The organism is Sphingopyxis sp. MC1, assembly GCF_000371385.1.
GTDB lineage: Bacteria > Pseudomonadota > Alphaproteobacteria > Sphingomonadales > Sphingomonadaceae > Sphingopyxis > Sphingopyxis terrae.
This window is the reverse complement of sequence record NZ_AOUN01000023.1, coordinates 1-20265: the sequence shown is the minus strand read 5'-3', so window position 1 is coordinate 20265 and position 20265 is coordinate 1. Positions and strand designations below refer to the sequence as shown.

The window sequence follows — 20265 nt, the reverse complement described above, 5'->3', positions numbered from 1 at the left end:
CCCTCACGCTGCAAGGTTTGCGGGGATGCGCAGATGCCGCCGCCCCACCTCGACAAAGAGCGGGTCGCGCTTCGCCGCCCATACGGCCGCGAAATGGCCGATGGCCCATATGGCGAGGCCCACAAGCCAGAGGCGCAGGCCAAGGCCCACGGCCCCGGCGAGAGTGCCGTTCATGATGGCGATGGAGCGCGGTGCGCCGCCGAGCATGATGTGCTCGGTCAGCGCCCGATGGACCGGGACCGAAAATCCCGGCACCGCGTCGAGTTGTTCGAGGACGGCGGCCATCAAACGAGCGCCCCGCCGCCGAACGAGAAGAACGACAGGAAGAAGCTCGATGCCGCGAACGCGATGGACAGACCGAATACGATCTGGATCAGGCGACGGAAGCCGCCCGACGTATCGCCGAACGCCAGGGTCAGGCCGGTTGCGATGATGATGATAACGGCCACCACCTTGGCAACCGGCCCTTCGATGGATTGAAGGACTTGTTGAAGCGGTTGCTCCCACGGCATTGACGAGCCGGACGCATGAGCGGCCGGGGCGAGGATCATGCTGATGGAAACAGCGGCGGTTGCGGTCGCCATGGTGCGGTAGCCGCGCGAAAGCGTGCGGATCATTTGGGTTCTCCTGTGCTGTTGGGGATTGCGGGGGTGATGCGGTAATCGCCGTCCGGCCCCAGCCCTTCGACGTGGGCGAGTTCGGCCAGCCGGCGCGCGGAACCGCGCCCGGAAAGGACGGCAACAAGGTCGATGGTTTCCGCGATCAGAGCGCGCGGGACCGTGACGACAGCCTCTTGAATGAGCTGTTCAAGGCGACGGAGCGCGCCGATGCCGGTGCCGGCATGGATGGTGCCGATGCCGCCCGGATGGCCCGTGCCCCAGGCTTTGAGCAGGTCGAGGGCTTCCGCGCCGCGCACCTCGCCGATGGGGATGCGGTCGGGGCGCAGGCGAAGCGAGGACCGCACAAGATCGGATAGCGTCGCCACGCCGTCTTTCGTCCGCATGGCGACAAGGTTGGGCGCGGCGCATTGCAGCTCGCGCGTATCCTCGATGATGACGACGCGATCCGCGCCCTTCGCCACCTCGGCGAGCAGCGCATTGGTCAGCGTCGTTTTGCCGGTGCTCGTGCCGCCCGCGACAAGGATGTTCGCACGCGATGCGACGGCGGTGCGCAACGTCACGGCCTGGTCGGCGGACATGATGCCGGCAGCTACATAGTCGTCGAGGCTGAACACCGCGACGGCGGGCTTCCTGATCGCAAATGCCGGTGCAGCGACGACGGGCGGCAAAAGTCCCTCGAACCGCTCGCCGGTTTCGGGAAGCTCTGCCGAGACGCGCGGGGATCGCGCGTGAACCTCTGCGCCGACGTGGTGAGCGACAAGACGGACGATGCGTTCGCCATCGGCCGGCGACATCGTTTCGCCCGTGTCGGCCAGCCCTTCGGAAAGTCGGTCGATCCAGATTCGCCCGTCTGGATTCAGCATGACCTCGACCACGGCCGGGTCTTCCAGAAACCGGGCGATGGCCGCGCCGAGCGCGGTGCGCAACATGCGCGCGCCGCGCTGTATCGCTTCCGGCTTATGGTGTGTGGATGTCATATCGGCCCCGATTCCTGACGGGGCGCGACAGACCGTCCCCGCAACGGGGTCGATTAAAGGAGCCTGAAATCAGGCTGATTCAACAAGTATCGAAGAGGATGCGGTGATCGGCGGCTATCGGCGGCGAATAGGACGGGTTGGAAATTCAGGTTACGCTGCCATCGGCCTCGAACTGATCTTGCGATGGACTATCGGGAAGCGAATCGACATCGCGTGACAACTCTTTGAGGAACCTGTCGCCGGTCGCAAGACGCCGGCCGAGCGTCTGCATGAAACCCTCGAACCGTTCGGCACCTTTCGCGCGGGCGGCGGCCTGCGCGCTCTCCGGCAGCGGCGGCGTGGCGGAAAGCCAGATGTTGACGAACAGCGAGACGGTTTCGCCGAGCACGGCAAGATCCTCGTCGAGCGCGTGGATCTCGCGGCCGAGCTTGTCGAGGCGGCGCGACATGGCCGCCTCCAGCCGATCCGAACTGTCGCCGGACAGGAAGGACGCGACGGCTGCCTCAACGATGGCGGATTTCGAGACTTGGCGGCGCAGCGCCAGCGCCTCGACCTGGGCGAGCAAGTCCGGGGCGAAATAGACGTTCATGCGGGTTCGGGTGGTCATGGGCGTATCCTCAAAGCTCGATGCCGTCGCCGGGGTCGAGCGAGGCTTGCCGCGCGACCATCCGCATCCGCTGGCGCAGCGCGCGGGCCTTGGCGGCGTCAACGTCCGGCTCGTCGTCCAGAATGTCGAACTCCTGTTCGGGCGGACGCGGCGGCGCGACGATTTCCTCATGCTCCGGCAATTCCGGTTCGCGGCGGATGCCGGCATTGGCCGGATCGCCTTCGGTCCCACTGGCCGTGGTTGGGGCGGTTGCTTTCGTCGCCGCGACGATGCGGCTCGACCAATCGTCGGATGACGGGTTCACGGTGGCGGGATCGGCTGCCGGATCGGGCGGGGTCAGGATGCGTTCCATGAACCGCGCATCCTCGAAATAGCGGGCCTTGGTCGCGCGGATGGGCGGCGTGCCGGCGACCATCACGATTTCGTCGCTCGGCGGAAGCTGCATCACCTCTCCAGGCGTGAGCAGCGGCCGTGCCGTCTCCTGCCGCGAAACCATCAAATGCCCTAGCCACGGCGCAAGCCGGTGGCCGGCATAGTTGGTAGAATCGCGCAGCTCGGTCGCGGTGCCGAGCGCATCGCTGATCCTTTTCGCCGTCCGCTCGTCGTTCGTCGCGAAGGCGACGCGGACATGACAATTATCCAATACGCTGTTGTTCGCCCCGTAAGCCTTTTCGATCTGGTTGAGGCTCTGCGCGATCAAAAAGCTTTTGAGGCCATATCCGGCCATGAAGGCGAGCGCGGATTCAAAGAAATCGAGCCGGCCGAGCGCAGGAAACTCGTCGAGCATCAACAGCAGCCGATGCCGCTTGCCGGACGTGTGCAATTCCTCGGTCAACCGCCTGCCAATCTGATTGAGGATCAGGCGAATGAGCGGCTTGGTGCGGTTGATGTCGGACGGCGGCACGACAAGGTAGAGGCTGACCGGCTTCTTGCTGCCGACAAGATCGGCAATGCGCCAGTCGCACCGCGCCGTGACGCGCGCCACGACGGGATCGCGATATAAACCCAGGAACGACATGGCGGTGGACAACACGCCGCTGCGCTCGTTCTCGCTCTTGTTCAACAGCTCGCGGGCCGATGACGCGATGACGGGATGAACGCCGGCTTCGCCCAGGTGCGGGGTGTCCATCATCGCGCGCAAGGTCGCCTCGACGGGGCGCTTCGGATCGGAAAGGAAGCTGGCGACGCCGGCCAGCGTCTTATCGGGTTCGGCATAGAGGACGTGCAGGATTGCGCCGACAAGCAGGCTGTGGCTCGTCTTTTCCCAATGGTTTCTTCGATCCAAGCTCCCTTCGGGATCGACGAGAATATCCGCGATGTTTTGCACGTCGCGGACTTCCCATTCGCCCTGGCGCACCTCCAGTAGCGGGTTGTAGGCCGACGATCTGGCGTTCGTGGGATCGAACAGCAGAACGCGGCCGTGCTTCGCGCGGAAGCCGGCGGTCAGCGTCCAGTTCTCCCCTTTTATATCGTGGACGATGCAGCTTCCCGGCCAGGTCAGCAGCGTCGGCACCACGAGGCCCACGCCTTTGCCCGACCGCGTGGGTGCGAAGCAAAGGACATGCTCGGGGCCGTCATGGCGCAGATAGTCGCGTTCGTGCCGGCCGAGCACGACGCCATCCGCGCCGAGCAATCCGGCCGTGCGAATTTCCTTGTCTTCGGCCCATCGTGCCGATCCATAGGTGGCGACGTTGCGTGCCTCCCGCGCCCGGATGATCGACATCATGATTGCGGCGGCGATGGCCATAAGCCCGCCCGACGCTGCGATGACGCCGCCCTCGACGAAGATCGAAGGCGCATAGGCGTCGAAGGCATACCACCACCAGAACAGCGCGGGCGGATAGTAGATCGGCCAGCCAGCCAGCTCGAACCATGGATTGCCGAGTTGCGCCTGAAAGCCGAGACGCCATGCGGCCCATTGCGTCGCCGCCCAGGTCATCACCAGAACGATGGTGAAGACGACGGCAATCTGACCCCAAAGGATTCGGCCTCCACGCATCCAAGCTCCAGTCGAGAAAAGAGACGGAGCCGATCAGAGAGTAGGCAATTATGGGACAGGCAACAGGAAAGGTGGAGCGGGAGGGCTGTCGGATATTATCGGCGGCAAATAGGACGGGTTGCGTCCACTCATTTATCTGCGCGGATGTCTGTCGCGGGAAGGCCGTAACGAATCGCGGGCGAGACTCAATCCGCCGGGATAGTTCGCCCCATTTTTCTTGCGAGGGTGAGCAAATTGCGAAGCGCCGCGCTACAGTTGAATGGCGACCAGACGGCCGAGAAAGGAACCGGCTCCGGTTCGTCCGCGACCGGAAGGAAAGTAACGTCGGAAGTTCGTAGCAGCGACGTAGCCGCGCCGACGATGGTGACGCCGAAGCCCTGTCCGACCATGGAAAGCAGCGTGCCGCGCTCGACATCGAAGCGTTGGATAGATGATGCCGGCCAGCGTCCGGCAAGGCGCAGCACGATATGGTCATGGACTTGTGGGCCGGTGCCGCCGTGCCGGGCAAGGAACGTCTCGCCCGCTAGATCGGCCCAGGTGACGGCGGCTTGCTTGGCGAGCCGATGCCTATCCGGCAGCGCGGCGACCAGCGGTTCGGTCCATATCCGCCGCGTGTGGCAGTCGGGTAGCTCGGGCGTGCCTGCCATGAATACGATGTCCAGACGGTCGGCGCGCAGTTGCATAACCGCATCGCGTGCCGTGCCTTCCGTGATCTCGACTTCGATGCCGGGATAATCTTCGCGATACTGTCCGATCAGTCCGGCGAGGAAGCTGCGAGGGATCAGGGCATGGACGCCGATGCGCAGGCGTCCGCACTCTCCTGACGCCGCCATGCCGGCGGTCTTCACGGCATGGTCGAGTTGATCGACGCCGGCCGCAACATGCTCGACGAACTGGCGACCGGCCTCTGTCAGCCGGACGCCTCGCGCATGGCGCTCGAACAGCAAAACGCCAAGGTCTTGCTCTAGCGTCTTCACGCGAGCACTGACGCTCGACAGGCTGACGCCGAGTGCGTTCGCAGCGTGCCGGAAGTTCAGATATTCGGCGACGGCGAGCGTTTGAATGAGGGACGCGAGGGGAATGCGTGAACCCAACGAGGTCGGCACTCCCCATTTGCGGTCGATCATGGGTGTTGAACGCCGCCGCCGCACCGCTTCACCTGTGCTCGGTCAATCGACGGCGACCGTCGCGCCGGACAGCGGGGACATTGTGAATGTCTGACCGGAAAATCAGCGGCAGACCGATCATGAGACGGCGGCCTCCCATCCGCCCCCTAGTGCCTTGTAGAGAGCGACAACGGCCATCAACTCGCCGACGCGAGCATCAAGGCTCGCACGCTCCGCAGCGCTGTATGCGGATTGCGCGTCCAGCAATATCGTTAGGTCGTCCTCGCCAGCCTGGTAGCGCTGGCGGGCAAGATCGACCGCAGCGGCCGCCTGCGTTGTCGCCCCCTCCGCTTTCCGGCGCATGATCTGTGCGGCGGCATATCGGTTAAGCGCCGTCTCACTGTCAGTAAGCGCGCCCGTTACGCTCCGCTCGTAGCGGATCATGGCTGCATCGGCTCGGGCATCCGCCGCCCGAATCTGCGCTCGGATGCGCCCCATGGAGAATATGGGCCAATGGAAGCTCGGCCCAACTTGCAATCGTGTGCTCGCCCCGGATGCCAGATCGCCCGCGCTCTGAGCTTGCTGACCAATCGACCCAATGAGCGATAGTCGCGGAAAGAGGTCAGCCGTGGCCACGCCAACGTCAGCGGTGAAAGCCGCCAATTCGCGCTCTGCCTGACGTATATCCGGGCGTCGCCTTAACAGTTCGGATGGAAGCCCAGCCGTAATCTGCGATGGAGCAACCGGAAGCGACCCAGGGTTCAACAGCCGAAGTGAAGTGGCCCCCGGTGCTTGGCCAGTTAGCAAGGATAAGCGATAGGCTGCCGCGCGCGCGTCGGCCTCAATCCCATCAAGGCTTACGCTGGCTGCCCGAGCCTGTGTGTCGGCACGAGCAAAGTCGAAGCGCGACGCCTCGCCGGACCTAAACCGCCTTTCGACCAGGCTGGCGATGGCCTGCTGTGCGTTGGCGTCTGCGCGAGCAACCAACAGCCTAGTTTGGGAGCCGCGTAGATCGACGTAGCTTCGGACAACCTCTGCGATCACCTGTAAGATGACATTGCGCCGGGCTTCCTGTATTGCCTCTGCACGGGCGTCCGCCGCTTCGATGCTACGCCGTGTTCGGCCCCATAGGTCGATTTCCCACGACGCATCGAATCCGAAATCGAAAAGGGAAAATTGAGGATCGAACCCCGGAACATTGGCAACCGGCAATTGACCGTTTTCGCTGACGCGGTTCGCCGTGGCCGCGCCGGATAGTGCTGCATCTGGACCAGCGCGACCGCGTGCGGCGTCGCGTAGCGCCCGCGCTTCGCGTAGGCGCGCTTCCGCCTCCCGAACGTTGTGGTTGCTGGTTACAGCCAATTCCACAAGTTCAACGAGCTGTGGATCATTGAACGAGCGCCACCAATCTTCATCAATCGGATGTGGATTGGCAGCGGAAATCCAGCCGGGCGCCACCGCCGGGCTGGATTCGACATAGCTTGGTCCGACCGTGCAGGCCGCAACGCTAAGAGAGGCTAGTAGTGCCGGGAACGGGGGATGACGCATGGGCTACTCCATCCGAGCGCGGAAAAGAATTGCCGAAACGGTCAGCGTGACGGACGCGATAGCCGCCAGCGGCCATGTGTTCGCGAGAATGACCGCCGCCGGCATGTCTTTCAGGAAGACGCCTTCGGAGACGACGAGGAAATGCCGACAGGGATTGGCGAAAGCGATCACCTGTAGCCAGCCGGGCATGTTATCGACTGGAGTGGCGAAGCCGGACAGCAGGATTAGCGGCACCGTCACCAGAAACATGCCGAGAAAGGCTTGTTGCTGGGTTTGCGACAACGTGGATACCAGCATTCCGACGCCGATCAGCGACACTACATAGAAGAACAGAGAGAAGTAGAACGACGCCACGGAGCCGGTAAGCGGCACTCCGAAGACCGTGGGGATAAGGATCACATAGAGCGTGGCATTGAAGAATCCGATCAGCAAAGGCGGTGCCATCTTGCCAATGAGGATTTCGTGGACCCTCAACGGCGAAACCATAAGCTGATCGAAGGTGCCTAGCTCCCGCTCGCGGGCAACGGATTGAGCCGTAATCGACAAGGTGCCGGTTGCGCCCAGGGTCACAAGCAACGCCGGCATCACGAACCAAAGGTATATCAGCGCGGGATTGAACCAGTTGGTGACGACGGTTCGGGTAGTGGACTGCCCTGGAGTTGCGGCGGGGCGCGCTTCGGCTGCGACCTGGCCAATGATCTGTTGCAGGTATGAGGAAACGATCTGCGATGCGTTCGAGCGTCGCCCGTCTAGGACGATCTGAACCTCGCCAATCTGCCCGCCCTCGATAGCCGCGCTGAATCGCGAATCGAAACTGAGAACGGCGATGACCTGCTGATTGTTGATTGCCTCCCGCATGTCGTCGGGCGAGGCGAGCGGCACGATGCGGCCGACGTTGGGGCTGCCTGCCACCCGCGAAACAATTTCATGGCTCCAGATGCCGGAATCGCGGTCGAGCACGCCAACGTCGAAGTTGCGCACTTCCAGCGTCGCCGCGAATCCGAACAGGACGAGTTGGAGCAAGGGAGGCGCAATAAGGGTGATGCGAGCCCTGGGGTCGCGAAAGACCGCCCATAGCTCTTTCACGATGATCGCAGATAGTCGCGCGAAGCTGGCGGAACTCATCATGCGATCCTCCGGCGCGTCACTCGGAAGGCGAGGCCGAAGAACAGGAGGCCGAAACCCAGCATCGCCAGGATGCTGCGAACGAACATCGGCCAAAGATCGCCGACCACGAAAACGCTGGTCAGGGGCGGGATGAAGTAGCGGGCTGGAACCGCATAGGTCATCCCCTGAATGAATTTCGGCATCGAGCCGATCTCGAACAGAAATCCAGACAGCAGCAGGCCCGGCATAAATGCCGTGAGCAACGCAACCTGACTGGCCACGAACTGATTTTTCGTCGCCGCCGAAATCAGCAAGCCTTGGCCCAATGCCGGCATGAGGAAGGCCGCGCCAACCGCATACAGCGCGAGGATCGACCCTCTAAAGGGCACGCCGAACAGGAAGACGGCCACGACGACGCAGAGCGTCATCGAACCGAGCCCGAGCACGAAATAGGGAATGATTTTCGTGGCCAGGAACTCTCCCATGCTGACGGGCGTAGCCATCAACGCTTCGAGCGTGCCGCGCTCCCATTCCCGCGCGACGACGAGCGCGGTCAGAAGCGTCCCGATCATCGTCATGACAATGCTGATCGAGCCGGGAATGAGAGCGAAGCGACTTTCGAGGCCCGGATTGAACCAGAAGCGGGGCAGCGGGGCGATTGCGGGAGCTAGTCGCACGCCACGATCCAATGCACGGCCTTCCGCCCAGGTGGCCCGCACACCTTCGGCATAGGCGGCGACAAAGGATGCCGTGTTCGGCAGCGAGCCATCGGTAATCACCTGGATCGGTGCGTCGATCCCGGCTGCGACCCTCTGGCCGAAATCACTCGGAATGACCACGATGCCCCGGATATGCCCGGCGATCAGTTCATCCTTGAGCGAAGTCACGTCGCGCCGGGATTGAACCTCAAACCACCGGGATGATCGGTAAGCCCCCGCTAGGCTGGCCGCCGCTTCGCTGGAATCTTGAACCGCCAAGCCGATCCGCGTCCTCGCCGTATCGAGAGACACGCCGTATCCAAACAGGAAAAGCAGGAGCAGCGGCAGCACAAAGGCGATCAGCATCGTCGAGGGGTCGCGGAGAATCTGTAGCGACTCCTTGACGAGCAGGGCCATGAAGCGTCGAGGATAGAAGCGGTCGTTCATGCGGCCTCCCGCTTTCGATCCGTTTCCTCGATCAACGCAATGAAAGCGTCCTCCATCGTAAGGTCTGTGCCGCCACTGATTTCAGCCGCGCGGGTTTTGAGGTCTTCGGGCGTGCCTTGGGCGATTTCCTGCGCGCGATAGATCAGCGCTATGCGGTCGCAATATTCCGCTTCTTCCATAAAGTGGGTGGTGACGAGCACCGTCACGCCGCGTTGCACGAGGCCGTTGATGTGCAACCAGAACTCGCGGCGGGTGATTGGGTCCACGCCGGATGTAGGCTCATCCAGAAAAAGCACCGGCGGCTGATGGAGCACGGCGCAGGCAAGCGAGAGCCGTTGCTTGAAGCCCAGCGGCAATGTTCCGCTGTTCACCGGCAGATGACGTTCAAGCTGGAAAATGTCGATGACGCGCGCAACGGCCTCGGCCCGCTGGCGTCGATTCAAGCCATAGGCTCCGGCGAAGAAGTCCAGATTTTGTTTGACGCTAAGATCGCCATACAAAGAAAATTTCTGCGCCATGTAGCCGAGAGACTGACGCGCCTCCGCGCTGGCGGTGCGAAGATCATGGCCAGCAACGCGGCCTTCGCCCGCTGTCGGCGTGAGAAGCCCGCAAAGCATCTTGAAGGTCGTGGACTTGCCAGCGCCATTCGGCCCGAGAAGGCCGAATATTCGGCCTTGCGGCACGGAGAATGTGATGTCGCCTGCCGCCGTGAACGTCCCAAAAACCTTGGTAAGCCCTCGCGCCTCGATGGCCGGCGCGTCGGACTTTTCGATGGGCTTGTAGCTCGCGGCGAGTTGGCTGACGCCTTTCGGTCCTCCACCAAGGATGTCAATGAACGCATCCTCAAATCGCGGCTGCACGGCTTCGATTCGGTCGCCCTGCGACATTCCGAATCGTTCTATGGTCGGCGCAGCAGCGCCTTCGTCCATGAGGACGCGAACGGAAGCGCCCTGGATGGTGGCGTCCTTTACATCGTCGCGAAGGACAAGGCTGGCGAGTAAAGACCGCCGGCTTTCGGAAGGACCAAACAGACGATAGGTCCGACCCTCGACACGGGATGTCAGCCGCTTCGGCGGTCCACTGAACAGCAGCTTGCCTTCGTTCAGCAGGAATACCGTATCGCACTTCTCGGCCTCGTCGAGATAGGCGGTGGACCAGACGACGCCCATGCCCTCCGTCGTGAGCTGGCGGACCATCGCCCATAGTTCCCGTCTGGCCACGGGATCGACGCCGACGCCAGGCTCATCAAGCAGCAGCACGCGAGGGGGCCGCACCAGCGCGCAGGCGAGGCCCAGCTTTTGCTTCATGCCACCCGATAGACGGCCAGCCAACCGGGGGCGGAATCGCTCAAGGTCCGTGAAAGACAGGAGTTGGGAAAAGCGCTCCGTGCGTTCTTTCCCTGGGGGTAAGCCGCGAAGATCAGCGTAGAGTGAAAGGTTCTCGATAACCGACAGGTCTTCGTAGAGTCCGAAGCGTTGCGGCATGTAGCCTAGTGCCGATCTATCGGCCGCGATGGCGGGCTCGCCGAGAAGGGTAACTTCCCCTTCATCCGGGTCGAGCAATCCGGCGAGCAAACGGATCAGGGTTGTCTTGCCCGCGCCATCAGGGCCGACCAAGCCGGTCATCACGCCGCCCATCACCTCCATGCTCACGGCATCAAGTGCCGGGGCTGCATTGGGCGCGAAGCGTTTGGTGACATCTACAGCGTGGGCGACTGCCTCTGTCATTTCACTGGCCCGCCCCTGGGTCCGGGCTCTGCTGGAGCCTCACGGTCACGGGCTGACCTTGACGGAGACGGTCATCGGGATCGGTGACGTTGATCCTCAAACGATAAACGAGGTCGGCGCGCAGTTGTTCGGTCTGGACCGTCCTCGGCGTAAATTCAGCGGTTGGTGAAATGAAGCCGATGACGCCACGATAGACTTTGGGGTTGCCGTCAGTGGTTACGAACACGGTCATGCCGGGCGCGATCCGCCCAAGGTCGGGTTCGGCAACATAGGCGCGCACCCGGATCGGCCGATTGATGGTAAGCGTGAAGATGGTTGCGCCGGATTGGACGATGGCACCGGGCTCGGCCGCTCGCGTGAGGATCGTGCCAGCGTCCGGTGCTTTAAGCGTCGTGTCGGCCAGATTGGTTTTCACCCTATCGCGTTCTGCTATCGCCGCCGCGAGTTGCGCCTCCGCTGCCGCGATGTCTTCGACGCGAGAGCCGGCGCGAAGCAACGCCAATGCTTCCTCTGCCGCCCGAAGCTGCGCCTCGGCGGCGAGGTATTCAGCCTCGGCGGCCTCGAAAACCGATTGGGATACAGCGCCGGTCGCAACCAGCGCCCGGCGACGCTGGAAGGCTTCTCGTGTTCGCACCATGTCCGCCCTTCGGACGGCGACCGCAGCCTCCGCCTGGGCAATTTCCTGGGGTCGATTCCCGTTGCGCCGTTTTTCGAGTTCGGCGCGGGCGGTCGCAACCTGCGCTTCCGCACCCGCCAGCGCGTCGATGAATGGCTGTTGGTCAAGCTGCGCCAGAGTTTCCCCAGCCTCGACCGAAGCACCTTCATCAATCGGCATTTCGGCGATACGACCCGCAACGCGAAACCCGAGATTCACCTGACGAATATCGACATTCCCATAAAGGACCAGCCCCTCGTTGGGCTTGTCCAAGAAGCCGAAGCCGCGAGTGTAGTATCCCGCCGCTGCGACGCCCGCGATGATGACTGCCAGGATGATGATGCGGCGGGACACTATGCGCCCCCCACATTCGGGGAGGCAGGCGCAATGGACCCAACGAGTTCAACCACCAAAGCCTCAATGGCTGCGAGGCCGTTGTCGTCTATCGTCTCCCAATCGAGCGCGGCGAGGACCGAAGCGCGCCCCATCCTGAACATGAGGACGCTTCCAACCAATGCGAGGGTTCTGAGGCGCACATGCTCGGAAGCAGAGTCTTCGTCGAGCAAGGTTCCAATTAGATGGTCACATATATTGAGCAGCGGCCCCATCAAGTCGTCGTAGAGGCAACGAAAGGCCGTAGTCGGCTGCATCTGCTCGCGGATAATGAAGCGCGCCCAAGGCTCGGAACGGCTGCTCACGAATAGCGCCGCCATCCGCTGAATGATTTCGGTCAGCAGGCGGCGTGCCTCATCCGTGCCAAGCGGCGTTCCCGAGCGCGCTTCTTCGACACGGGCAAAGACGAGGCTTCGCAGCGGGGCGATATGATCCTTGATGCCATCCCCGATGGAGGTGGCCGCAGCTAGGTAAAGTCCCTCCTTGTTCCCGAAGTAGTAGGCGATTGCCTGCTGGTTTGCCCCGGCCTTCTCGCAAAGCATCCGGGTCGTCGCGCCGTCGAAGCCGACACGCCCTAAAACATCCACGGCTGCGATAAGCAGCTTCTCGCGAGTTTGATCGCCGCGCTCGATCTTTCGTCCCGACATGACGCCCGCGCTCCATCCTTCATCTTGGGAACCGAAAGCCGTCCGCTCGCTTGCGGTGCGTGCCGGCCCCCTGTCCCATGGTCAGCTTTAACGTGGATCAGCGACTAAATCAATCACATGATTTAGTTACTATTTGGTGTCCGGCACCAGCATTGCCAGCGCCTCGGTTGGACAGCGCTACAGCCCCAAACCCTTCTGCCGGCCCAATTGCCACGATACCGAACCGCCCTGCACGACGCCCGCGACTTCACGGCCGAGCTGGCGGTCGATGACAGGTCGCCATGGGACAAGGGTGAACTCGTGCGCTTTCTCGACGATGGCGAACTTGCCGCTGGTTAGCTGCACGGTGCCAGTGAACTTGCCGCTGACGGTTTCGCCATCGGCGACGGCGCGGAACGGCAGCGACTTGTTCGCCGCCATCGCCGTGCCGAAGCTGGCAACCTCGCGCTCGCGCAGCGTCGCGAGAAGATTGCGCCGATAGAAGATTCGGCCGTCCCGGCTGCGCGTGGCGTCACCATGCTCGACGTGATGCTCGCGGCGCTGGTCCATCGCCTCGCGCACCTGTTGTCCGAAGCCGGCCGATGCAAGGTCGGTTGCGTCGGGCGTAACCAAGCGCCGGTCGAGCCAGGTCGCGCCGTCCGCGCCGATCTGCTTTTCAAGGTCGAGCACCGAAAGGACGCGAACGCTGGCCTGCCGGTTGCGGCCGGCGTCGTAGGCGGCGGCGCGGCTCTCGAAATCTTCGGGGATGCGCCATTGGTCGGCGTCGATCCGCTCGACGATGCCGGCGCGGCGCAATGCCTCCAGCCGGCGCACATGAGCATCAACATAACCTTCATAATCGCCGCCCGGAACGCGGCTCTCGAACTTCGCCTGTTCCAGATGGCGGCTCGGCCGATAGACGCCATCCTCGGCGATGGCGGCAATGGTCCGGTCGGACGGACGGCTTGCCGTTTCGGCCGGGCCGATCTCGACGACGCTGCCTATCCGCGCGTCCTCGACGCGGGCCGCGTCGATGCCGGCGACATGGTGGGTCCGGCCGTCGATCCCGTCCACCACGACGGTCAGGTTCTCGCCCAGCTCGTCGGACAGATACTTATCGACGACGCGGCCGACGATGGGCTTTTCGGGCGGCCCGTCATGGATTTGGAAGGTCAGCGGGTCTCGCTCCAGGCCATCGGCCTTCAACGCCTTGTGCATGTTGCGGATGATGTCGCCGCGCTCGCCCATCTCGCGCAAGGTCGGCTCCATGCGCTCGCTCAATTCCCAAACGCCCGGCGCGTGCTCGGTCGCAAGCCCCATCTTGTCCAGCTTGGCGAGACGGCGCAGGCGAAGCGTCCGGTTGAACTGGCGGCGCGGCTCGGCCGGCTCTTGGCGAAGGTCGAGGAACCTATCGTCGGCTTCCTCGACCATAGCCCGGTCGATGCGGGTGAAACGGTCCTGGTCGATCTCGGCCGACAGCTTGCGGGTCTGCTCGATCTCGGTGACGGGGCCAAGCTCCAGCGTGGTCAATTCGCTCGCCCGCTCGCGGATGCCGTTGGCGAGATAGTCGCCGTTGATGACAAGGTTCTCGCCCAGGTCATCCTTGCCGCGCACGATGACATGCACATGGGGATGGCCGGTGTTGTGGTGATTGACCGCAACCCAATCGAGTTTCGTGCCAAGGTCGGCTTCCATCTGGCGCATGAGGTCGCGGGTATAGGCTGTCAGGTCCGACAGGTCCGCGCCGTCCTCCGGCGAGACGATGAATCTGAATTGGTGGCGATCCTCCTGGCCGCGCTCAAGGAAGGCAGCGCCATCGGCGCGGTCCTCGGTCGCCGAATAGAGCTGCCCGCGCTCGCCGTCGCGCGATGTGCCGTCGCGCTGGATGTAGCGCAGATGGGCGGCCGCCCTTCCGTTCCTGCCCGCCTCCTTGACGTAGCGGGTCTTGACGACGACGCGGCGCATTCCGGGCGCGCTGTGACGCCAGCCGCCTGACAGGGTGCGAGCGCGCACGAAGGCCGCGCCGCGTCCGCGCCGGACGCCCGGTCCTCCAGTCGAGCGCGCGCCCTTGCCGCCCTTGGCGGTCGAGGTCTTGCCTGGGCGCGGCGACGATCTGGATGACGTGGTGCTGTGCTGCCGCGCGATCTTCTTCGCCTGCGTGAGAAAGCTCTTGGTCTTGCCGCCCTTCGGCGCGTCGGATCGGATGCGGCCGGGCTTCGGGCGGAAGCGGTTTTCGTCGTCGGCGCTCACGTCCGCGCCTCCGGCCAAAACCCAAGAAAATCGGGCGTTCGGCGGTCATGGTGCCGGTCGAAATCCAGCAAAGCCAAGGCTTTGCGCAATATCGCGGCACGCGGGATCAAAAAGCATGGTGCCGCTCGTGGCTCCCCTAACCAGTGTGCAGACAACAACAATTTCAGAAATCCGGCCGACCTAGTGCCGGTTTCCTTTATCTTGCCCTCCGCTCTTTCGTCCTTCTCTGCCTCTCCGGCCCGGTATGCAGCCAGACGCGAACCCGCCTGACTGCACACCGGATCGTGCGCCGCCGAGCGCGGGAATGCCACCTTCATGGCGTATCTCCGACGCTCGCGCGGGCTACAAAAATGCTGCCGTCTTGCGGTTCCATAGCGGCGGGATCGCGCACCGGAACGGTCGCGCGAGCGTCGCCGGATTGCGTGTCGGACGGCTGCGCGGCGATTGCCTGGCTGTCGTTCGGCCGCATGATAAAGAGCGGTGCGTCGCGCCAGTCGGGCGGCGGTGGCGGTGCCGATGACGGCGCTTCGGATGCAGCCGCACCGCCAAGGATCGGCGCGAGCGCGGCGACATAGGCGCGTGTCTCGGCCGGCAGCGGACGGCCGGTCGAACGGTGCTCGTCGTAGCGGCCGGGGCCGGCATTGTAGGCCGCGAGCATCGCGCCGACATTGCCGTAGCGATCCCACATCTCGCGCAGATAAGCCGTGCCTGCGAGGATGTTGTCGCGGGGCTGATAGGGATCGCGGCCGAGCCGGTGACGGGCACGCAGGCCCGCCCAGGTGTCGGGCATGATCTGCATCAATCCCATCGCGCCGGCCGACGAAATCGCGCGCACGTCGCCCGCGCTCTCGGCGCGCAAGACGGCGCGAATCCAGTGCTCGGGGATGCCGAACCGCTGCGACGCCTCGGTGATGTGCGCGGCATAGGGATCGACGGCAACCGGGCGCACGACCGACGCGGATTGCGCGACCGCGACGCCCGATCCGGCGCAGACTGATAGTGCGCCGGCCAGCAACAGGACGGCATAGCGCCATGGCTTCCTGTCGCCGCTATGACGCCAGCCTGCCAGCGTGCTCGCTACGGTAAAGGGTGCGCGCAAAGCGCCGGCCGGTGGCCGCCCTTGACCTTCGCTGCGCGCGCCGGCCGTCTTGTCGCCGAGCGGGACGAAGGGATGCGAGTGCGTTCCCGCGAACAAAGGGATGATCGGAACGCGCACCAATTAGCTCCGATCCTCGCGCGCCTTCGGCCGCTTCCACGCGAGCCGAAAGGTGCGTGCCTCGTCGTCGGCCTGGAACAGCGCCGGGCGAAACAGCGCAGGGAAAAGCGGGCTGTCGATCTCCAGGGCGATGTATTCCCCGGCGCGCTCGCCGACACGTTTCCACGCCCCGCCGATCTCCGGGCCGTCCTCGTCGTCGAGGTGGACGCGATAGGCGGGCGTGTTCTCGCCGTCGCCCGGCTCGATGGCGACGAGCGCGATTGCCTCGTCGATGCCGAACAGCCGGACGCGGCCAGAATAGCCGTTGGCGGTGGGTTCAAAGATGTTGGCAGGCATTGTCAGTCTCCTTCTTGTTGTTCGGGGAAAGCGCGAAGTCAGCGGGTCGGCGCGCGCCACTCGTAGCGGCCGACGCCTTCCTCATCGGTCCAGAGCGGGACCGCTCGGCCGATGACGGAGCTTGCGGGGATGGGTCCGAAGTAACGGCCGTCCAGGCTGTCGCGGACATCCCAATTCATGAGGAAGATTTCGCCGGGCGCGATGACGCGGCAGCCCTGCCAGGCGGGCAGTTCACGGCCGATCCGGTCGCTCTCCAGCGCCTCGCCCATCTCGATCCCGTCAACCGTAATCGTGCGGCCGGCGCGGCAAACCCGCTGCCCTGGAAGGCCGACGACGCGCTTCAACAGCGGCACGCCGCGTCCGACATAGCCGCGCTGCACCATGAAGGCGGCGAGCGGTTCGGGCGGCATGACCGCGACCAGCTCGGGCACCTCGATCCGGTCGGCCGGCTCGACGGTGTAGAAGCCTACCGGCGCGCTGGCCGTGGCGTTCCAAATGAGTTTCGTCGGCGTCTCGATGGCGCTTGCGACGGCAACGCCCATCGCGGCCAGCGCCGTGACGGCGAGATAGCGGCGGCGCGTCACGGGTCGATCCTCCGACGCCCAATCCACGCCGCATGTCGTTCCGGCGTGTAGTCGCTCGGCTCCTGATTGGCGGCTAGGCGGTTGTGCGCGTGTCGCCAGTAGTCCGGCGACACGTCGGCCGGGTCGAGGCCCAGCGCCTCCACGGCGTCGATGACGGCAAGTGCGCGCTGCACTTTCGGCCAGCCGTCCAGGCGTAACAGGATGTCGCCCCCAGGCCGGACGAAGGGCAACGTCTGGAACGGCTCGCCCCGACCGATGGCCCGCGCGATGTCGATGCGTGAAATGATCGTGCCGTGCTCGCCGGCCGCCCAGCGGACGAAGGCGAAGATGTTGTTCGGCGCGAAGCCGACGACGCTTCGGCGACGGTCGATGATCTGTTCGTAGCTCTTGCGGCCGAAGCGTATCCAGTGCTCGACCTTGCGTTTCTCGAAAGTCAATTCGACAAGCGTGGTGAAGGGCGCGGGTCCGTCCGGCAGCGGACGGCCGTGCGCGCTGCGATGGGCGCGACGGGTCATTGTTCGTCTCCGGTGATGGCTTGGGGGTTGCGCGGGCGCACCGCGTCGAGCGCGGGCGTCATGGTTCGCCTCGCTCGGCGGCACCGGCACCACGCCTCGCGTGTGCGCGCGTCAAAGAAGAAAAGTTAGATTCTCTGTTAGACTCTAAGTTAGCGGTCGGATTGCGCGTTTCAGGCCAAAGCGTTAGCTGCGGTTCGTGCGCCTGATCTGCCGATAGGGTTGCGCCTGATGTGCCGATACCCCGTGCGCCTGATGTGCCGATGGCATTCACACCGTTATCAACAGGCACTGTGGACAGGTTTACCGGGCGGATGCGAAGCAGCTCACGGCCGTCTTCCCGCTCAATCTGGAGTCGATAGCCAGGAAGCGGCTGGCGGGCCGCGATGCGGCGCAAGTCGAGCGCGAAATCGGACGGCCGTGCGAGGCTGCCGGATTTCTGATGAAGGTGCGCAAACTCGAACAGCCAGCCATGGCGCTGGCGGCCGGCGTGCTTACGGGCGACGCGGTAAAGCCAACGCTCGATGCCGCCCGTCAGCCGGAAATAGGCCGGGTCGATGGTCAGGACCAACGAGCGGTCGATGACGCTGTTGTAGAACCATTCGGGCAAGACAAATTCCATGCCCTCGACGCGGCCGGCGCGCGTCGTCATTTCCTCCCACTCGTTGATCCATGAGAATTGCCGGCGACGCCAATGCGGGCCGTTGCGGATGGTGGTGGCGATGACGGTCGATTGCAGTCGCGCCAGCGCGGCTTTCAGCAGCAGGTATTGATGGTTGCCGGTCGGCCGCCCGATGGCGCGCAGCAGATGGTAAGGCGTGAAGCGGACGAAGCGTGACGTGGTGAGGCCGTTGTTTTCGGCCGCGACGATCTGCGAGGCCGCCCATATCAGCACGTCGGCGTCCCATATGGTCGCCATGCCGTGCTCGGGCATACCGAACACCTGCACCTCGACATCGGCGGCCTTGTAGAAAATCGGCTTGGTGCGCGGCGTCTTCGCCAGGGAGAAGAACGGCCGCTCCATCAAATCGCGCTGGTCGCGCGGTGCGGCGTCGCCGGTCGCGACCACAAAGGGGTCGAGTCGGCTGCGTTCGCTGGCGTCGGCCGGCTGCGCGGGGCTATGGTCGTCATCGCGCAGCATTCAGCAATCGCCCAGCTCTTTAGGCGTGAGCGGACGCGCGGGAAAAACCGTGCCGGCGTTCTTGTCGCGGGTGGATTTGCGTGTGCCGACCGCGCTCCAGGCTTCAAGGTCGCGGACGGTGTAAAGGACACGGCCGCCGATCTTGCGATAGGTCGGGCCGGTGCCGTAGGTGCGGTGCTTCTCAAGGGTGCGGACGGACAAGCCGAGAAAGCGCGCGGCTTCCTGTGTGCGAAGTAGGCGCGGCGGCAGGTCCGCATTGCGGCGGATGGCCATAAGATCACCTCTGGTTCGGTTGACGTGGCCGCCGAAAACTTCGGCGGGCTGTGGCGAACCATGGCGAGGGATCGGCGGCGCGTAGCGTGCCGCATTTGCGCCTACGCGCTGGCGGCACCCCTTGGGGAGCGGCAGCAAGCCGAAAAGACGAAGACTTTCGCGGGCGGGTCGGTTAAGACTGAACGCGGAGCAGGACGCGCTGCTTCGGGGCTTAGTAACCCCTCATGACTAGGTAGGTGTCGCCGAACTGGCACCACTCTTCGACCTATGGTCGGGGAGCCTGCGGCGTATGCAACAGGTTCTCCGAACTAAAGGCCGTGGGGCCGTGTCATGCGGTTACTAACTCCCCGATCACCAGAGTCAGAGAGCATCGTTTGCGGGGGCGCACCGCAAACAAACCCTCTCGGATACGGGGAAACGGCCATGCGAGTGCCCGTCGAACTTGATCCCGATGTGGACGACGAAGCGCCAGCGGGAAACGACATAACGCCTTATGACGAACAGCATTACGTCACCTATCTGCGCCTTCTCGACGCGAAGGCCGAAGGGGCAGACTGGATGGAAGTCGCGCGAATCGTGCTGCATCGCGATCCGGTCGGCGATGAAGCGCGGGCGCGGCGATGCTGGGAAAGCCACCTTGCCCGCGCCCAATGGCTTTCACGCGAAGGCTATCGGCGAATCTTGGAACAGGCGGTCGCGGCCGGACGCTGACCATTGCCGGCACTTCACTAAGCGGGCCGTTTGATCGGATAGTGCAGCAGGAGGCGGTAGCCTCCCCTCATCATTTTCAGGCCATGCGCGACCAATCGGCGGGCCTGGTTCTTGCGGGGGTCGGCTTCCCAATCCTCCTTGGTCCCGCGAAAGCCAAGCAGGACTTCCGCGATGGTGCGGTAGCTTTCGCCTCGCAAACGGGCGTCGAGCGCGCGTAGGGACAGGATATGAAACTTGCGAAGCTGCGCCGGCATGGTGCGGAAGTCCGCGCCAGGCGCTCGCCCATTGAGGGACCGCCAAAGTCGGCGGGCGGCATGGGCGCGAAGCTCCATGAAAGAATCCATCGGAAGGGATACGGCATAGAAGGCGGCTGCGTCGGGCACGGCCTGGGGCAGCCAGAATTGATGCGCGACGCCATCCACATTCCAGATGCCATGCCACCCATCCGCCGCGTGCCGTAGGTCGAGGCCGGACAGGTGCGCCAGCGTCACTATAGGTTCCGTCGCCCCGTCGCGATGCTGCACCGGGGACAAGAGAACCGCTTGCGGTTGGAGACTTGGAATCCAGAACAGGGATTGCCGATCAGGCGGCGTTTCGGGATCGCACGGGAAATCGCAAACCCCAACGCTGCGAGAATCCATCAAGCTGGTCGCCGGCTGGCTCCTTCACCTGGGATATTGTTTGGAAGTCGCGATGATAGTCCTCATGGCGACTGACGTGCTCCCCTGATTG

The 20265-nt window shown here is 64.0% G+C and carries 23 protein-coding genes; 1 reads left to right on the top strand and 22 read right to left on the bottom strand.

Features of this window, described 5'->3' with window-relative positions:
- Nucleotides 1-3: 3 nt before the first annotated feature.
- The 20 genes from EBMC1_RS17075 to EBMC1_RS16980 all read right to left on the bottom strand — a co-directional run bounded on the left by EBMC1_RS17075 (nucleotide 4) and on the right by EBMC1_RS16980 (nucleotide 18822).
- Nucleotides 4-285, bottom strand: coding sequence for a VirB3 family type IV secretion system protein (locus EBMC1_RS17075; RefSeq protein WP_003052343.1), 282 nt, complete (start codon nucleotides 283-285; stop codon nucleotides 4-6).
- Complete coding sequence (locus tag EBMC1_RS17070) at nucleotides 285-617, bottom strand: TrbC/VirB2 family protein (protein WP_003052341.1); 333 nt, start codon at nucleotides 615-617, stop codon at nucleotides 285-287. Before EBMC1_RS17070 ends, EBMC1_RS17075 begins: the two co-directional genes overlap by 1 nt.
- Entirely contained in the window at nucleotides 614-1597 is a 984-nt protein-coding gene (gene trbB, locus EBMC1_RS17065) for a P-type conjugative transfer ATPase TrbB (protein WP_003052336.1), read from the bottom strand. The genes EBMC1_RS17070 and trbB overlap by 4 nt, the downstream gene beginning before the upstream one ends.
- A gap of 145 nt (nucleotides 1598-1742) precedes the next feature.
- Entirely contained in the window at nucleotides 1743-2186 is a 444-nt protein-coding gene (locus tag EBMC1_RS17060) for a CopG family transcriptional regulator (RefSeq protein WP_231292957.1), read from the bottom strand.
- A gap of 28 nt (nucleotides 2187-2214) precedes the next feature.
- On the bottom strand, nucleotides 2215-4203 hold the full coding sequence (locus EBMC1_RS17055; RefSeq protein ID WP_003052329.1) for a conjugal transfer protein TraG: 1989 nt from the start codon (nucleotides 4201-4203) through the stop codon (nucleotides 2215-2217).
- A 185-nt stretch (nucleotides 4204-4388) separates the two neighbouring features.
- Nucleotides 4389-5330 (bottom strand): LysR family transcriptional regulator, encoded by a 942-nt coding sequence (locus EBMC1_RS17050; RefSeq protein ID WP_003052327.1) that lies wholly within the window; start codon nucleotides 5328-5330, stop codon nucleotides 4389-4391.
- 117 nt (nucleotides 5331-5447) lie between these two features.
- Nucleotides 5448-6857 (bottom strand): efflux transporter outer membrane subunit, encoded by a 1410-nt coding sequence (locus EBMC1_RS17045; RefSeq protein WP_040590842.1) that lies wholly within the window; start codon nucleotides 6855-6857, stop codon nucleotides 5448-5450.
- Between the two features lie 3 nt (nucleotides 6858-6860).
- The gene (locus EBMC1_RS17040) at nucleotides 6861-7985 is read right to left on the bottom strand and encodes an ABC transporter permease (protein ID WP_003052324.1); all 1125 of its coding nucleotides are present in this window, start codon (nucleotides 7983-7985) and stop codon (nucleotides 6861-6863) included.
- Entirely contained in the window at nucleotides 7982-9109 is a 1128-nt protein-coding gene (locus EBMC1_RS17035) for an ABC transporter permease (protein WP_003052322.1), read from the bottom strand. The genes EBMC1_RS17040 and EBMC1_RS17035 overlap by 4 nt, the downstream gene beginning before the upstream one ends.
- Nucleotides 9106-10836, bottom strand: a complete 1731-nt coding sequence (locus EBMC1_RS17030; RefSeq protein WP_003052319.1) for an ATP-binding cassette domain-containing protein — start codon at nucleotides 10834-10836, stop codon at nucleotides 9106-9108. Before EBMC1_RS17030 ends, EBMC1_RS17035 begins: the two co-directional genes overlap by 4 nt.
- 1 nt (nucleotide 10837) lies before the next feature.
- Nucleotides 10838-11845 carry a secretion protein HlyD gene (gene hlyD / locus EBMC1_RS17025; protein WP_003052317.1) on the bottom strand — a complete coding sequence of 336 codons (1008 nt, stop codon included), beginning with the start codon at nucleotides 11843-11845 and terminating at the stop codon, nucleotides 10838-10840.
- Nucleotides 11845-12531 (bottom strand): CerR family C-terminal domain-containing protein, encoded by a 687-nt coding sequence (locus EBMC1_RS17020; protein ID WP_003052314.1) that lies wholly within the window; start codon nucleotides 12529-12531, stop codon nucleotides 11845-11847. The genes hlyD and EBMC1_RS17020 overlap by 1 nt, the downstream gene beginning before the upstream one ends.
- Before the next feature lie 177 nt (nucleotides 12532-12708).
- Entirely contained in the window at nucleotides 12709-13941 is a 1233-nt protein-coding gene (locus EBMC1_RS18720) for a DUF3363 domain-containing protein (protein ID WP_081611231.1), read from the bottom strand.
- 815 nt (nucleotides 13942-14756) lie between these two features.
- Nucleotides 14757-15077, bottom strand: coding sequence for a hypothetical protein (locus EBMC1_RS17010; protein ID WP_040590837.1), 321 nt, complete (start codon nucleotides 15075-15077; stop codon nucleotides 14757-14759).
- Entirely contained in the window at nucleotides 15074-15979 is a 906-nt protein-coding gene (locus tag EBMC1_RS17005) for a lytic transglycosylase domain-containing protein (RefSeq protein WP_003052307.1), read from the bottom strand. Before EBMC1_RS17005 ends, EBMC1_RS17010 begins: the two co-directional genes overlap by 4 nt.
- Nucleotides 15980-16312 (bottom strand): DUF736 domain-containing protein, encoded by a 333-nt coding sequence (locus EBMC1_RS17000; protein WP_003052305.1) that lies wholly within the window; start codon nucleotides 16310-16312, stop codon nucleotides 15980-15982.
- A 38-nt stretch (nucleotides 16313-16350) separates the two neighbouring features.
- Nucleotides 16351-16896, bottom strand: a complete 546-nt coding sequence (locus tag EBMC1_RS16995) for a S26 family signal peptidase (RefSeq protein ID WP_003052302.1) — start codon at nucleotides 16894-16896, stop codon at nucleotides 16351-16353.
- Nucleotides 16893-17411, bottom strand: a complete 519-nt coding sequence (locus tag EBMC1_RS16990; protein ID WP_003052299.1) for a DUF2840 domain-containing protein — start codon at nucleotides 17409-17411, stop codon at nucleotides 16893-16895. Before EBMC1_RS16990 ends, EBMC1_RS16995 begins: the two co-directional genes overlap by 4 nt.
- Before the next feature lie 58 nt (nucleotides 17412-17469).
- On the bottom strand, nucleotides 17470-18549 hold the full coding sequence (locus EBMC1_RS16985) for a replication initiator protein A (protein ID WP_003052297.1): 1080 nt from the start codon (nucleotides 18547-18549) through the stop codon (nucleotides 17470-17472).
- On the bottom strand, nucleotides 18550-18822 hold the full coding sequence (locus EBMC1_RS16980; RefSeq protein WP_003052294.1) for a helix-turn-helix transcriptional regulator: 273 nt from the start codon (nucleotides 18820-18822) through the stop codon (nucleotides 18550-18552).
- Between the two features lie 423 nt (nucleotides 18823-19245).
- Between EBMC1_RS16980 and EBMC1_RS16975 the strand changes: the two genes are divergently transcribed.
- Nucleotides 19246-19533 (top strand): DNA -binding domain-containing protein, encoded by a 288-nt coding sequence (locus tag EBMC1_RS16975; protein ID WP_003052291.1) that lies wholly within the window; start codon nucleotides 19246-19248, stop codon nucleotides 19531-19533.
- A gap of 17 nt (nucleotides 19534-19550) precedes the next feature.
- Here the strand turns inward: EBMC1_RS16975 and EBMC1_RS16970 are convergent, their stop codons facing one another.
- Together EBMC1_RS16970 and EBMC1_RS19005 are read right to left on the bottom strand one after the other, a co-directional pair.
- The gene (locus EBMC1_RS16970) at nucleotides 19551-20024 is read right to left on the bottom strand and encodes a DUF2285 domain-containing protein (RefSeq protein WP_231292956.1); all 474 of its coding nucleotides are present in this window, start codon (nucleotides 20022-20024) and stop codon (nucleotides 19551-19553) included.
- Between the two features lie 91 nt (nucleotides 20025-20115).
- Entirely contained in the window at nucleotides 20116-20202 is an 87-nt protein-coding gene (locus EBMC1_RS19005) for a hypothetical protein (protein WP_442852390.1), read from the bottom strand.
- Nucleotides 20203-20265 lie beyond the last annotated feature (63 nt).

Bases quoted from the DNA above. Each gene is read 5' to 3' on its own strand.
- EBMC1_RS17050 (WP_003052327.1), bottom strand. From the start codon at position 5,330: ATGATCGACCGCAAATGGGGAGTGCCGACCTCGTTGGGTTCACGCATT.
- EBMC1_RS17010 (WP_040590837.1), bottom strand. From the start codon at position 15,077: ATGAAGGTGGCATTCCCGCGCTCGGCGGCGCACGATCCGGTGTGCAGT.
- EBMC1_RS16975 (WP_003052291.1), top strand. From the start codon at position 19,246: ATGCGAGTGCCCGTCGAACTTGATCCCGATGTGGACGACGAAGCGCCA.
- EBMC1_RS17020 (WP_003052314.1), bottom strand. From the start codon at position 12,531: ATGTCGGGACGAAAGATCGAGCGCGGCGATCAAACTCGCGAGAAGCTG.
- EBMC1_RS17070 (WP_003052341.1), bottom strand. From the start codon at position 617: ATGATCCGCACGCTTTCGCGCGGCTACCGCACCATGGCGACCGCAACC.
- EBMC1_RS17035 (WP_003052322.1), bottom strand. From the start codon at position 9,109: ATGAACGACCGCTTCTATCCTCGACGCTTCATGGCCCTGCTCGTCAAG.
- EBMC1_RS18720 (WP_081611231.1), bottom strand. From the start codon at position 13,941: ATGGTCGAGGAAGCCGACGATAGGTTCCTCGACCTTCGCCAAGAGCCG.
- EBMC1_RS17055 (WP_003052329.1), bottom strand. From the start codon at position 4,203: ATGCGTGGAGGCCGAATCCTTTGGGGTCAGATTGCCGTCGTCTTCACC.
- EBMC1_RS17045 (WP_040590842.1), bottom strand. From the start codon at position 6,857: ATGCGTCATCCCCCGTTCCCGGCACTACTAGCCTCTCTTAGCGTTGCG.
- EBMC1_RS17075 (WP_003052343.1), bottom strand. From the start codon at position 285: ATGGCCGCCGTCCTCGAACAACTCGACGCGGTGCCGGGATTTTCGGTC.
- trbB (WP_003052336.1), bottom strand. From the start codon at position 1,597: ATGACATCCACACACCATAAGCCGGAAGCGATACAGCGCGGCGCGCGC.
- EBMC1_RS16980 (WP_003052294.1), bottom strand. From the start codon at position 18,822: ATGGCCATCCGCCGCAATGCGGACCTGCCGCCGCGCCTACTTCGCACA.
- EBMC1_RS17040 (WP_003052324.1), bottom strand. From the start codon at position 7,985: ATGATGAGTTCCGCCAGCTTCGCGCGACTATCTGCGATCATCGTGAAA.
- EBMC1_RS16990 (WP_003052299.1), bottom strand. From the start codon at position 17,411: ATGACCCGTCGCGCCCATCGCAGCGCGCACGGCCGTCCGCTGCCGGAC.
- EBMC1_RS16985 (WP_003052297.1), bottom strand. From the start codon at position 18,549: ATGCTGCGCGATGACGACCATAGCCCCGCGCAGCCGGCCGACGCCAGC.
- EBMC1_RS17000 (WP_003052305.1), bottom strand. From the start codon at position 16,312: ATGCCTGCCAACATCTTTGAACCCACCGCCAACGGCTATTCTGGCCGC.
- EBMC1_RS17030 (WP_003052319.1), bottom strand. From the start codon at position 10,836: ATGACAGAGGCAGTCGCCCACGCTGTAGATGTCACCAAACGCTTCGCG.
- EBMC1_RS17060 (WP_231292957.1), bottom strand. From the start codon at position 2,186: ATGAACGTCTATTTCGCCCCGGACTTGCTCGCCCAGGTCGAGGCGCTG.